At 37.4% G+C, this 13,792-nt stretch carries 11 protein-coding genes; 4 read left to right on the forward strand and 7 right to left on the reverse strand.

Going from position 1 to position 13,792, the window contains the following annotated elements; genetic code table 11:
* Nucleotides 1–76: 76 nt before the first annotated feature.
* The 3 genes from prwr041_RS03200 (at nucleotide 77) to prwr041_RS03210 (ending at nucleotide 4,233) form a co-directional block, all read left to right on the forward strand.
* Complete coding sequence (locus prwr041_RS03200; protein ID WP_207154914.1) at nucleotides 77–1,627, forward strand: glycine--tRNA ligase; 1,551 nt, start codon at nucleotides 77–79, stop codon at nucleotides 1,625–1,627.
* Entirely contained in the window at nucleotides 1,627–2,280 is a 654-nt protein-coding gene (locus prwr041_RS03205; protein WP_207154915.1) for an FKBP-type peptidyl-prolyl cis-trans isomerase, read from the forward strand. The genes prwr041_RS03200 and prwr041_RS03205 overlap by 1 nt, the downstream gene beginning before the upstream one ends.
* A 564-nt stretch (nucleotides 2,281–2,844) precedes the next feature.
* On the forward strand, nucleotides 2,845–4,233 hold the full coding sequence (locus prwr041_RS03210) for an MATE family efflux transporter (RefSeq protein ID WP_207154916.1): 1,389 nt from the start codon (nucleotides 2,845–2,847) through the stop codon (nucleotides 4,231–4,233).
* Nucleotides 4,234–4,310: 77 nt separating this feature from the next.
* Here the strand turns inward: prwr041_RS03210 and recA are convergent, their stop codons facing one another.
* The 3 genes from recA to prwr041_RS03225 all read right to left on the reverse strand — a co-directional run bounded on the left by recA (nucleotide 4,311) and on the right by prwr041_RS03225 (nucleotide 7,271).
* Entirely contained in the window at nucleotides 4,311–5,330 is a 1,020-nt protein-coding gene (gene recA, locus prwr041_RS03215) for a recombinase RecA (RefSeq protein ID WP_207154917.1), read from the reverse strand.
* A 63-nt stretch (nucleotides 5,331–5,393) separates the two neighbouring features.
* On the reverse strand, nucleotides 5,394–6,632 hold the full coding sequence (locus prwr041_RS03220) for a saccharopine dehydrogenase family protein (RefSeq protein WP_207154919.1): 1,239 nt from the start codon (nucleotides 6,630–6,632) through the stop codon (nucleotides 5,394–5,396).
* A 27-nt stretch (nucleotides 6,633–6,659) separates the two neighbouring features.
* Nucleotides 6,660–7,271, reverse strand: a complete 612-nt coding sequence (locus tag prwr041_RS03225) for a DUF6621 family protein (RefSeq protein ID WP_207154921.1) — start codon at nucleotides 7,269–7,271, stop codon at nucleotides 6,660–6,662.
* A gap of 213 nt (nucleotides 7,272–7,484) precedes the next feature.
* On the opposite strand from prwr041_RS03225, the gene nhaD reads away from it, so the two are divergent.
* Nucleotides 7,485–8,849 carry a sodium:proton antiporter NhaD gene (gene nhaD, locus prwr041_RS03230; protein WP_207154923.1) on the forward strand — a complete coding sequence of 455 codons (1,365 nt, stop codon included), beginning with the start codon at nucleotides 7,485–7,487 and terminating at the stop codon, nucleotides 8,847–8,849.
* A gap of 44 nt (nucleotides 8,850–8,893) precedes the next feature.
* Here nhaD and prwr041_RS03235 read toward each other — a convergent pair whose 3' ends face one another.
* The 4 genes from prwr041_RS03235 to prwr041_RS03250 form a co-directional block, all read right to left on the reverse strand.
* Nucleotides 8,894–10,303 carry a sensor histidine kinase gene (locus tag prwr041_RS03235; RefSeq protein ID WP_207154924.1) on the reverse strand — a complete coding sequence of 470 codons (1,410 nt, stop codon included), beginning with the start codon at nucleotides 10,301–10,303 and terminating at the stop codon, nucleotides 8,894–8,896.
* A gap of 32 nt (nucleotides 10,304–10,335) precedes the next feature.
* Complete coding sequence (locus tag prwr041_RS03240; RefSeq protein ID WP_207154926.1) at nucleotides 10,336–11,031, reverse strand: response regulator; 696 nt, start codon at nucleotides 11,029–11,031, stop codon at nucleotides 10,336–10,338.
* Between the two features lie 1,537 nt (nucleotides 11,032–12,568).
* On the reverse strand, nucleotides 12,569–12,952 hold the full coding sequence (locus prwr041_RS03245; protein ID WP_207154928.1) for a DUF1634 domain-containing protein: 384 nt from the start codon (nucleotides 12,950–12,952) through the stop codon (nucleotides 12,569–12,571).
* Nucleotides 12,953–12,957: 5 nt separating this feature from the next.
* Nucleotides 12,958–13,791 carry a sulfite exporter TauE/SafE family protein gene (locus prwr041_RS03250; protein ID WP_207154929.1) on the reverse strand — a complete coding sequence of 278 codons (834 nt, stop codon included), beginning with the start codon at nucleotides 13,789–13,791 and terminating at the stop codon, nucleotides 12,958–12,960.
* Nucleotide 13,792 lies beyond the last annotated feature (1 nt).

Here is a 13,792-nt window from a genome sequence, read left to right on the forward strand (position 1 = left end):
TAAATTAATAATTAAATAGGGCTTTTTTTATTATAAATATTGTATCTTTGCACAAAAATTTGAACACTTAGTAATTATGGCACAAGAAGATGTATTCAAGAAGATTGTAAGTCATTGTAAAGAATATGGCTTCGTCTTCCCAAGCAGTGAAATTTATGACGGACTAGCAGCTGTTTATGACTACGGTCAGAATGGTGTTGAGCTTAAGAATAATATTAAGGAATACTGGTGGAAAAGTATGGTATTGCTTCATAGCAATATCGTCGGTATTGATGCCAGTATTTTTATGCATCCTACCGTTTGGAAGGCAAGCGGCCATGTTGATGCATTCAATGATCCATTGATTGACAACCGCGACTCTAAGAAGCGTTATCGTGCCGATAACCTTATCGAGGACCAGATTGGAAAATACGAAGAAAAAATCGAGAAGGAAGTTGCAAAGGCAAAGAAACGTTTTGGCGACTCTTTTGATGAGGCTAAATTCCGTGAGACTAATCCACGCGTACTTGAGAATTTGGAGAAGCGCAATAATCTCCATGCTAGATATACAGAGGCTATGCAAGGTCCAGACCTTGAGGCATTAAAGCAGATTATTCTTGACGAAGAAATTGTAGACCCTATCAGCGGCACAAAGAACTGGACGGACGTACGTCAGTTCAATTTAATGTTCTCTACAGAAGTCGGTTCACTTAGCGATCAGGCAAACAAGATATATCTTCGTCCAGAAACAGCTCAGGGTATTTTCGTAAACTATCTTAACGTACAGAAGACGGGCCGCATGAAATTACCTTTCGGTATCGCACAAATTGGTAAGGCTTTCCGCAATGAGATTGTAGCGCGCCAGTTCGTATTCCGCATGCGTGAATTTGAGCAGATGGAAATGCAGTTCTTCTGCCAGCCAGGAACTGAGATGAAATGGTTTGAATATTGGAAAAAACATCGTCTTGCATGGCATGAGGCTCTTGGTTTGGGTGCAGAAAACTATCGTTTCCACGATCATGAGAAGCTTGCTCACTACGCCAACGCAGCTACTGATATAGAATTTAAGATGCCTTTCGGATTTAAGGAAGTTGAAGGTATCCACTCACGTACAAACTTTGACTTGAGCCAGCACGAGAAGTTCAGCGGTCGACAGATTAAGTATTTTGATCCTGAAAAGAACGAAAGCTACACTCCGTATGATGTTGAGACATCTATTGGTGTTGACCGTATGTTCCTATCTATACTTTGTCACAGCTACACAGAGGAGCAGCTTGAGAACGGTGAAACACGCATTGTCTTGAAATTACCAGAGGCGCTGGCACCTGTTAAGTGTGCAGTGTTCCCACTTGATAAGAAAGACGGTCTGCCGGAGTTGGCTCAAAAGATTGTTGACGATCTTAAGTTCCACTTCAATACACATTATGGTGACCCTAAGGATTCTATCGGTAAGCGCTATCGTCGTCAGGATGCAGTCGGAACTCCTTTCTGTGTAACAGTAGACCATGATACGCCAAATGACCACAAAGTTACTTTGCGTTATCGTGACACGATGAAACAAGAGCGTGTGGATATTGATGATTTGCGTTCATTAATGGAAGATCGCGTAAGCATTACCAATCTTCTTAAGAAACTGAATATAGACTAATGAAAAAATATCATATATTATATATCATGCTGCTAGTGATGTCAATCACAGGATTCTCATCGTGCAGCGAAAACAACAACACTGTAGAAGAATTCCCTAACTGGCAAGCTACTAACGAAAGCAAATTCAACAGCATTTATGCTGAGGCTGTGAAATATGTAGCATCCGGTAGTGATTCATGGAAGGTCATAAAGAAATGGTCTTATCAGGATAGTATTCATAATAATCCTGAAGATTATATTGTGGCTCAAGTAATAACAAAGGGTACAGGTACGACAAGCCCAATATACACAGACTCTGTTCGTGTGCATTATGAAGGTCGTCTGCTACCTTCTACAAGTTATCCTGAAGGATACGTATTCGACAAAAGTTGGAATACAGATGAATATAATGCTTCTACAAATGTACCGGTAAAGTTTGCCATTAGTAATGTAGTTGACGGTTTTTCTACCGCATTGCAGAATATGCATATAGGTGACAGATGGAGAGTTTATATTCCATATCAGTTAGGCTATGGTTCAAGCGGTAGCACTGGAATACCAGGGTATTCAACCCTTATATTCGACATTACGCTAGTGAGCTATTATCATGTTGGCGTAACAGTCCCTAGTTTCAAAGCTAAGGCTACAGATAACACATGGATAGATAAATGAGAATAATTCATTGATATATAATATATAATAAGATATATGGCGGTGACTTACTATAAGTAGGTCACCGCTTTTTTATAATGCAGAATATAAATGTAGAACAATGCATAATACGATATATTTAACATTGTGTGCGAACACATATCTTGATATATATCAAGAATGCTAGTTCTTTAAGAATAAAAAGAAAGAAAAATATGATCGAATGATTTATAGTTACTATCTTTGCAGTGTCAAAAGACAAGGTAATTTGATTAAGGATAACGCTAGGTATTGGTCAAGGTAAAGAGAATTCAGGAAAAGGTATTAGTAGAAGCCCATAATTAGGCACTTCATTAATTTCAATTAGGGCATAAGTTTTTTTAGAGGTATATAAAGATTGCTTCAGATACGGATAACAGATTATATAGAAAAAGACAATAGTATTAGTATAAATTTGAGAGTAACGATTCCAAAGATCTGGAATCGTTTTTTTTGTATATATCTGTAATAGTGGTAATTTAAAAACCATCTATTATTTTGAAATTCGATGTATTTACCGTAATTTTGCAGTTTCAATAGATATTTATGTTAAGCAACAGAAAAAGCGACGCTTTATTGGCAAACATCAGAAATGGTAAGCCAATGGCACAACGAGAAAAGCTCAATCTTATAATAGGATTGAGTATACCTTCCATTTTAGCACAGATTACATCCGTAATGATGTTTTTCATAGATGCAGCAATGGTTGGACATCTTGGTGCAGAAGCTTCAGCAAGCATTGGTATCATAGAAAGTACCACATGGCTGATGGGTAGCATGCTTGGCGCTTTATCTACGGGTTTTTCAGTTCAAGTAGCACACTTCATTGGTGCCAACGACTTCTTCAAGGCTCGCCAAGTGTTTCGTCATGCATTGATATGCGGATTAATTTTCAGTCTGCTGATGATGGGTATTGGAATAGCAATACACACTCATTTACCATATTGGTTAGGTGGCGGTTCTGATATCGCAGGAAATTCATCAGCCTACTTCCTCATATACTCTTGTGCTTTACCGTTCGTGCTTCTCTACTTCATGTCGTCATCCATGTTGAAATCATCTGGCAACATGAAAATTCCAAGCATACTTTCAGTAACTATGTGCTTGCTTGATATTGTATTCAATTACATATTTATCTATGTATTTAAGTTAGGAGTATCAGGAGCAGCATTGGGCACCCTGTTGGCTTATGTTGTTACAGTGCTTCCTATGGTATGGCAAGCAACTTGTAAGAGTAAGATTTTAGCATTAAACCTTGATCATGTTAAGTTTTTATGGAATTGGAATTACATACGTAATGCAGCAAAGATAAGCGGTCCTATAGCCTTACAGGCTCTACTTATGAGTGGTGCTCAAGTTATAAGTACTATGATAGTAGCTCCATTGGGTAACATATCTATAGCTGCAAATTCATTCGCCATAACTGTAGAGAGTTTGTGCTACATGCCGGGATATGGTATCGGTGATGCAGCCAGTACTTTAGTAGGTCAGACTTTTGGAGCTGGACGTAAAGACCTTTGCAAAAATTTCGCCCACATGACTGTAGGACTTGGTATGGCAGTCATGGCGTTCATGGGAGTTATAATGTATATATTTGCACCAGAGATGATGTCTATTTTATCTAGTGTCCGTGCAATCCAAGATTTGGGTGCTCAATGTCTACGCATAGAGGCTTTTGCAGAACCATTCTTTGCAGCAAGCATCGTAGCTTACAGTGTATGTGTTAGTACAGGAGACACATTCAAACCTGTACTTATAAATCTATGTACGATGTGGGGCATACGTCTTACCACAGCATACATATTGGCTTCACAATACGGACTAAAAGGTGTATGGTTTGCTATGGCAATAGAATTAACTACACGTGGAATATTATTCCTTGTACGTCTTTTCCGTGGAAAATGGCTAAACGCCCCAGCTATCAAGCATGCATAAATTCACAAAGAACAAAAAAGTGGGATTTGACATATAAATCAAATCCCACTTTATATTATATCTAATGCAAGCAGATATTACTTCTTGTTTTCTATTCCCTGCATGATAAGTCCTTCAAGTTCATCACAGAGTTCTGGATTATCTTTCAGTAAATTTTTCGTTGCATCACGTCCCTGAGCTAGTTTAGAACCATTATAGCTGAACCAGCTACCACTCTTCTGAATAACGCCATATTCTACGCCCAAGTCTACAATCTCACCGACCTTACTAATACCTTCACCGAAAGTAATTTCAAATTCAGTCTTACGGAAAGGAGGAGCGACCTTATTCTTAACAACCTTAACACGCACCTGATTACCTACAACCTGATCGCCATCTTTGATACTTGTAACACGACGTATATCAAGGCGAACACTACTATAGAACTTCAATGCGTTACCACCAGTTGTAGTTTCTGGATTTCCAAACATCACACCAATCTTTTCACGCAACTGATTGATAAATACACAACAAGTGTTTGTCTTGCTGATTGTAGAAGTGAGCTTACGCAAAGCCTGACTCATAAGTCGAGCCTGAAGACCAACAACATTATCACCCATATCACCCTCTATTTCCTTCTTAGGAGTAAGAGCGGCAACTGAGTCAATAACAAGAATATCAACAGCACTTGAACGGATAAGTTCATCAGCAATCTGCAAAGCCTGCTCTCCATTATCTGGTTGGCTGACCCATAGATTATCCACATCAACACCCAACTTCTGTGCATAGAATCGGTCAAAGGCATGCTCTGCATCTATAAATGCAGCAATACCACCCTGCTTTTGCGCTTCTGCGATAGCGTGAATGGCAAGAGTCGTCTTACCAGAAGATTCTGGACCATAGATTTCTATCACACGTCCGCGAGGATAACCACCAACACCAAGAGCAGCGTTTAGTCCAATGCTACCCGTTGGAATAACATCTACATTCTCGACTTTTTCGTCCCCCATTCTCATGATGGAACCTTTGCCGAAATCTTTTTCTATTTTAGACATAGCTGCCTGCAAAGCTTTCAGTTTATCGCTTTGAGCTGCAGCCTGATCTGTTTCTTTTGCCATAATTATATAGTATTGAAGTCTACCTTAATATGATATAAGGTAGACTATTTTATTTAAATTTGATTATAATTCCAAATCACCATCAAACTCCTCATGCCAAGGAAGTCCCTGCTTATTTAGCTGTTCCATGAATGGATCTGGATCAAAGTCCTCTACATTCCACACACCAGCTTTTTTCCAGATACCTTTTATAAACATCATTGCGCCTATCATTGCAGGAACACCAGTTGTGTAGCTCACACCCTGCATACCTGTTTCCTTGTATGCCTCATGATGCTTACAATTGTTGTAAACATAATATGTATGTTCTTTTCCATCCTTGATGCCACGTATACGACAACCTATACTGGTCTCCCCCTCATAGTTTTCACCTAGTTCCTGAGGATTAGGCAATACTGCTTTGAGGAATTGCAACGGAACAATCTTCACACGAGTAGTCTTTCCTGAGCCATCTGCTAGAGGTGCTTCATATTCAACTTCGTCGATGCGTGACATTCCTATATTCTGTATAACGTCAAGATAGTTAAGATACTGCTGACCAAAAGTCATCCAGAAGCGAGCCTGCTTGATAGTAGGATAGTTCTTTACAAGACTTTCAAGTTCCTCGTGATGCATAAGATAACTATCACGTGGACCAATGTTAGGGTATGTAAGATCTTTATGAACAGCCAAAGGATCTGTTTCAATCCATTCTCCGTCCTTATAATACAATCCTTTTTGAGTGATTTCACGTATGTTAATCTCTGGGTTGAAGTTTGTAGCAAAAGCCTTGTGATGATTTCCTGCATTGCAGTCTACGATGTCAAGATATTGAATTTCATCGAAGTGATGCTTTGCTGCATAAGCAGTATATATTCCGCTTACTCCAGGATCAAAACCACATCCAAGGATAGCGGTCAGTCCAGCTTTTTCAAATTTATCCTTATAAGCCCATTGCCAGCTATATTCAAAGTGAGCCTCATCTTTTGGTTCATAGTTGGCTGTATCAAGATAGTTACATCCACAAGCCAGACATGCATCCATAATAGTAAGGTCCTGATAAGGCAAAGCCAGATTAATTACGAGTTCGGGTTTGAAACTATTGAAGAGGGTCTTCAACTGTTCAACATCGTCAGCATCCACCTGAGCAGTCTTGATATCCATGTTCAGACCAGCTTTGTGAATAGACTCTACCAGTTTGTCGCATTTCTCCTTGCGACGAGAAGCAATCATAAACTCAGAAAACACATCTGTATTCTGGGCAATTTTAAAAGCCGCTACTGTAGCAACGCCACCGGCTCCAATCATTAAAACTCTACTCATATTTATATCTTTTATTTTTTATTCTGCTTATTTGCCATTGATTTCATTAGCACGAATACCAAGAGCATTCATCAACGAATATCCCAATATCTCCTGACGGAAATTACCACCTTCAATAGGTTGCATAGCAAACATCGTTATTCGTTTATTATCGTCTTCCACATTACGCAGTAAACTTCTTATCTGAGAACAAATATCACTTTTTTCACTATCAGGAATAATCATGACTCTCTTCACTTCCTCATGTTGCAATACGGTCTTAAGTACATTCTCAATATACTCATCTTTATTCACAACATCGCCTACTTCAACTGAAGTAAATGTAAACTCACCGAGTTTATCGTCATTAAAAGCTTTCGAATTTAAATCCTTTTCATAATCAGAAGGTTTGAAATTGTCCAAGGATGTATTTTTTTTCTCATGAACAAGTACTATCTGAGTATCGTTTTTACCCTCACGAACGCCTCCATCAAGAGCGACACAAACAGCCCATTGGCTAAGGTCAGCTTTTGGAATGGCACGTCCAATCATACGCTCGAAATTTACGATAAGGTTGAAAGCTACAGAATCCACATAATCAGCATCAGCAATAATTATGTTTTCGCTCATCTTTACATTGTCAGTATTTGGAGTATTCATGCTACAAAGATAATAGAAACGAACGTAAATGCAAAGGAAAATTTGTTTTTAATTTTGCATTTCCACTCATTTCAAGTATCTTTATTAATAAGACACACCACATCTTTACAATAAAATAAATAAAATTTATTTTGTATTATCTTCGATTTACATTACCTTTGTCAGTGAACTAAAAAACAAATTACTCATAACTGCAAATTAATAATTAGGAAAATGAGTTCTTTAACAATCGCTATTGTTGTAGTATTCGTTCTGGGCTATCTATTTATAGCCCTTGAGAGTATTACAAAAGTCAACAAAGCAGCCGTAGCGCTGCTCATGTTTGTTGCATGTTGGGCACTGTTCATGATCAATCCGGGGAGTTACATTTCTGGCTTTACTGGCAATGAATTAGTTAATGAAGCATGCAATGCAATTGAACGGCACTTGGGAAGCACCAGTACTACCCTATTCTTCCTTATGGGAGCAATGACTATCGTTGAGATTGTCGACCAGAATGGAGGATTCAATTGGGTTCAAAGCAGGATGTTTACTAAGAGCAAACGAGGAATGCTATGGAAAATAGCCTTTATGACATTCTTCCTTTCGGCTATTCTCGACAACCTCACCACAAGTATCGTGATGATTATGATTTTGCGCAAATTGGTTCACGAACATAAGGACCGTATAATCTACGCATCCCTAGTAATAATAGCCGCCAATGCTGGTGGGGCGTTCTCCCCTATTGGCGATGTCACGACAATCATGCTATGGAATAAGGGAGTCATTACAGCGCTAGGCGTCATATCAGAAGTATTTATTCCTTCAGTAGTTTCTCTTGTTATTCCTGCACTTATATTACAAACTCAGCTCAAAGGTGAACTAATAGACAATAATGTTGTTGCTAATGACAAGCGTGAGGGAGAAGGATTAGATTTCTCCAGCATAGAACGCAAGGTAATATTCTTCATTGGTGTAGGCGGTTTAATGTTTGTTCCTGTATTCAAGTCATTGACAAATCTTCCACCGTTTATTGGAATACTCTTTGTCCTCGGTGTACTTTGGACAATCACAGAAGTATTCTATCACCGTTTGCATAAGATAAATTCCGAAGTCACATTCCAGAAAAGAGTAAGCAATCTATTGTCTCGCATAGATATGACAACAATACTTTTCTTTCTCGGCATATTGATGGCAGTAGCATGTCTTGAGGAAGTCGGAATCCTCACATCACTTGGTTCTACTCTTAATACCACATTCAATGGTAACCATTATTTTGTAACAGGAATCATTGGTGTCGTGTCAAGTATCGTTGATAATGTACCTTTGGTTGCAGGATGTATGGGCATGTATCCTATCGCACCTACTGGTGATATTGCCGTTGACGGATTGTTTTGGCAGCTTCTTGCATATTGTGCAGGAGTAGGTGGAAGCATATTAATCATCGGCAGTGCTGCCGGAGTTGTTGTAATGGGATTAGAAAAGATTACTTTTGGTTGGTATATGAAGAAAGTCAGTTGGATAGCCTTTATCGGATATATTGCTGGTATTTTCAGCTATTGGCTCATAAGGACTTATCTTTTTACAGCACCGCTATAAATTTAATATAAAGGCTGATAAAAACTCTATCAGCCTTTATTATTTTATTTTTTCAAGAAGAAAGTAAACATAAGTCCACCCTCTTTTCTATTTTCGACTTTTATCATTCCCTTATGAAGAAGCACAGCATTTTTTACAATAGCTAGTCCCAAACCAGTACCTCCCATCTTTCGACTTCGTCCTTTGTCTACTAGATAGAAACGCTCAAACAGTCGTGCCAGATGCTCATGCCTGACACCTATACCATTGTCTTTGAATACAAACTGCCATTCGTTTATATTGTCTGTTGCACTCAAAGTTATCTCTGTCCCTAATCCAGCATAGGCAATGGCATTATCTGTAAGATTACGGAATATACTGTATATGAGACTTTGACTACCGTTGACAACAATATTATCAGGCAACAGGTTCTTAAACGTCATTTTTTTACTGCTAAGCTGCAATTCCGTATCCTTAATAATATCCTTAACAGTCTGTGATATATTCACACTAGTAAAGTCTATCAAATGAGGAGCATCATCCATACGGTTCAACATTGATATATCCTGAAGTAATGCCGTTAGCCTCTGACTTTGTGCATAGCACCTCTGCATAAACTGCAATCTTGTTTCATCGTTTATATTAGGATTATTGAGAATTGTTTCAAGATATCCCTGTATACTTGCGACAGGAGTCTTTAGTTCGTGTGCAATATTCTGAGTTAATTGTCGTTTCAGTATGTCCTGTTCCTTTCGCGTAGACTGCAACCGTTTATACAACTTAATAATTTTCTCAGCAATTTCACCAAGTTCGTCACCTGGAAACTCCATAAGATCTTCTGTGTCAAGGCTCTCGTTATGATCTGCTTTACTTGCAAAGCTACGCAACTTAGTAATATTTCGTCCAAGAGGACCAGTAAACTTATAGAGTACTAATGTAAGAATAATTATTGCAGTAAGAGAGAACCAAATATAATGCTGATCTGTTTTCAACGATTCAGAAAGGTAGTTGTCATAAGGCATCGCACTGCGTATAATAAAGCCGTCTTTTTTAAAATATGTGGCATAATAGAAATATTCTTTTTTCAGCGTACTACTGTTACGGTCTATTTCTGAACCATAGCCATATCTAAGTGCAGACTTCACTTCTTTTCTATTTGCATGGTTACCAAAGTTGGCATAGTCTTTTCTTATATTGTCAAAAATCACCTTTCCTTTTGCTGTGATAAGGGTTACTCTAAGGTCGGAATTATTATATCTTCTCACGTAACCATCAAGAGTCTTCTCATCTATTTTGCCAATATAATGCAAAGCATCGTCCATACTCTCGTTAAAAGATTGCAGACGTATTTCTAGATTATCAATCTTGTATTGCTTTTCTCTAACATGCTGAAACAAAGTAAATGCCACGGCAAATAAGAGAAAAACAAACATTACGGTCAGATGAAGTTTTGTTCCTACGGATATTCTCTTCATTCTTTTGCTATATTATATTATTATGGTCGGCTTTATGAGTCGAAATAATACCCAAATCCCAGCCTTGTGACTATACATTTAGAAAATCTACCAATCTTTTTTCTAAGTCGTGTTATGTTTACATCAACAGTTCTATCAAGCACCAATACGTCTTTTGGCCAAATTCGGTCAATTAATTCTTGACGAGAAAATACTCTTCCACGTTCTTCTAGAAGCAGCTGCAGAAGTTCAAATTCTGTTTTAGTGAAAGGAATGTTCTCTCCATCAATAGCCACTGTCTTTTTGCTAAGATTCATTTCGAGTCCTTGGTAGCTTAGCAATTGCGGTTCAACAGAAGCAGTTCCTTCATCAGAAGTCCGTCGCAGAACAGCACGTACCCTTACCATCACTTCCCTAATTGAAAATGGTTTAGATATATAGTCGTCGGCACCAATATTGAATCCTGTTACGGTGTCGTTTTCCGTATCACGAGCTGTTAGGAATATGATAGGAATATTAGCAGTTGCAGGCTCTTTCTTTATAGTCTTAGCCATTGAGAAGCCTGAGATGCCTCCCATCATAACATCAAGCAACAACAAGTCGAAGCCGGCTATATCCATAGTCAAAGCCTCTTCGGCAGAGTTAGCAGTCTCCACTTGATATCCTTCGGTTTCTAAATTAAACTTCAGAATTTCACATAAGTCCTGTTCATCATCAACAACAAGAATACGATAATTATTTTCTGTCATGTCTTTATTATTTGTGATGTTGCAAAGATACAGCTTTGTTTATTTATATCTATTTCATTATAGTTACAATAATGTTACACACCATATCCATGTAATAAAAATCAATAGCAAATATACAACATTTTCTAATATGAACTAATAGTTTGACAGATTTTTTATTATTGCTGTCCGATAAAACTTTTTGAGTAATTACAAAAAAAGACTGAATTCTTTTCTAAGTTCAGCCCAAAATGTGTACTTTTGCCCATGGTTATAAATTTGTTTTGTGGTAAAAGCAAAGTAACTAAAAAGGGCTGATTCCTGCAAATGGAATCAGCCCTAATTATATGACTATTTTACTTTTTATCGGATAGCAATAAAAGTTTTTAAACATCTTGCAAGTGAGAGCCAAGTTTACTTGAACAATGTTGAGTGCAGCCTATATTCATGTAATAAAGACAAAACGTCAATAAAATCAATGTAATTAAAAGATTATCTTTTAATAAAGCAAGTGTAAAATGACTTAAAATCAAGGGATATTTATGGAGAATACTACCCCTAAATAGAAAAAGATTCCAGAAAAAAAGAAAAATAACCTACATTACCTACATTTTTGACTTAAATTGTTATTTATCAATAGTTTATATGATGTATATGAGTGCCTTTTCCTACATCTTTCCTACATGGTTCCTACATTATAAACGCGTATTTATACCTAAAACGATGAGAATCGATCAAAGTATAATACCCAAATCGCTTTTTTGTCCCACCATCAAGTCGTGTATTTGGCTGTAAAGTAAATCACAGTAATGCCTTTCTTTCGAATTATAAAGCTAGAAATATTATATCTATTTGTAAATAAAATTTTAAAACAAATGGATTTATATAGCATTTTGATATGCCAATCTTTTCAGTAAAGGATTTCATGCAACTATACTGATTATCAGTAACAGCTTAAAAATGTGTATAGTGTTTCAGAATTTATAACTTCAAATGTTTATAATCAATTCCTATTATAGTCAAAATGTATGGAGCACAACAAAAATAAAATCACCTTTTTCGGTGCGCCTTTGAGTAATAAGGGTCTTATTACTCTGCAAAGCATGTAGGACAACAGAGTGATTAGGCCCTAATCACTCCATAAAATGTATAAGAACGGACTTATATACATTAGCTAACGTATTGGATAACAATGCGTTTGGTGAAATCATGTAGGAAACGGCATCAGAAAATTAAAAATAAAAAAATATTTTAGATACTCATGACTCAGTTGGTTTCATCATTTTACTAACGGAATGAACTAAATTTGTGGAGGATCGTGTGCTAACTTTTGATAAAGTTATTATTGCTGTCCGATAAAACAAGTAATAGCATATGATAAGACAGAATACACGTTTATAAAACTCATAACATATCGCATGTTCGTTTATATTATTTTTCTACATGCCGTTTTCTATGAAAAGATAATTTGCTATAAAAAAACAGCAAATCGAATAAGACTGATATAAGGTATTTATAAAAAAATGCAGGAGATTAACTCCTGCATTAATATATTTATTTATAATATTCCACCAAGCGAATTTAACAATATTACGAGAAAGACTATTGTTGTTATGGCGACATATAGCCAATCACGTTGATGTGCAAAGTCAAACAGTGAAAGTATGATTCTGGTTATTGGAGTAAGCATAAGAACCAATACTCCTAGTTGTATCAAATTTGCAGCCTTTAAATGAATCAAGCCACCAAATATGCCACTCAATGAAGTCAATGATGTCGGTTCACCATGAAATTTATAGTAATCAGGCATTGGCTCAGAACCGTGGCTAATCAAATAGTATGCTCCACCAAGAATGGCAATGCAACATGCCGTCATTACACCAATGCGCAGAGTTGAACCTATCAGCTGCTGCATCTTCTTATTTTCATTTATCAATTCCATAGTCCTTAAAATTTACCCATTATACCATTATATATCATATTTATCGCAACCAATAGAATGGCTAAGACAAATATCTTCCTCAATATGGTTACATCGAGTCTCTTCAAGAGTCGGGCTCCAAAAAGCGAACCACCCAAGACACCTACCATTATAGGGAAAGCTATTCCCGGGTCAATATAACCTCTCTGAATATAAACAACAGCAGAAGCCACGGCTGTAACACCGATCATAAAATTACTAGTTGTTGTACTTACCTTAAAAGGAACTTTCATTGCCCCATCCATAGCGAGCACTTTCAAAGCACCACTACCAATACCAAGAAGACCTGAAAGAACTCCAGCACCAAGCATTACAGAGAATCCTCCACCAACATTTGTAAGTTCGTATTTTTTCTCACCATCTTTAGTCGGATAAGTTCCATATAGCTTTAGTTTGCGTGCTAACTCACTTCCCACAACATTTGTATGATCAACCTTTCTACGCATTTGCATGGCAGAAGTCAAAATCAACACCAAGCCAAAGATAACTGCTATAATATTTGTCGGCATCCAAAGGGCTATAATAGCTCCACCAACAGCTCCAATAGTAGTGGCTATCTCTAAGAACATTCCAAGTCGAACATTTGTTATACCTTCTTTTACATAAGCACTGGCCGAACCAGAAGATGTGGCTATTGAAGCAACTAACGCTGCACCTATGGCATAATGGAAATCAATATTAAAACAAAGTGTCAATACTGGTATCACTACCACTCCACCACCTAAGCCCGTAAGAGAGCCGAGAAGCCCGGCCAAAAAAGCCGAACAGATCAAAATGATTGTAAATGTTAAAACTGTCATC

It is taken from the genome of Prevotella herbatica (assembly GCF_017347605.1).
GTDB lineage: Bacteria > Bacteroidota > Bacteroidia > Bacteroidales > Bacteroidaceae > Prevotella > Prevotella herbatica.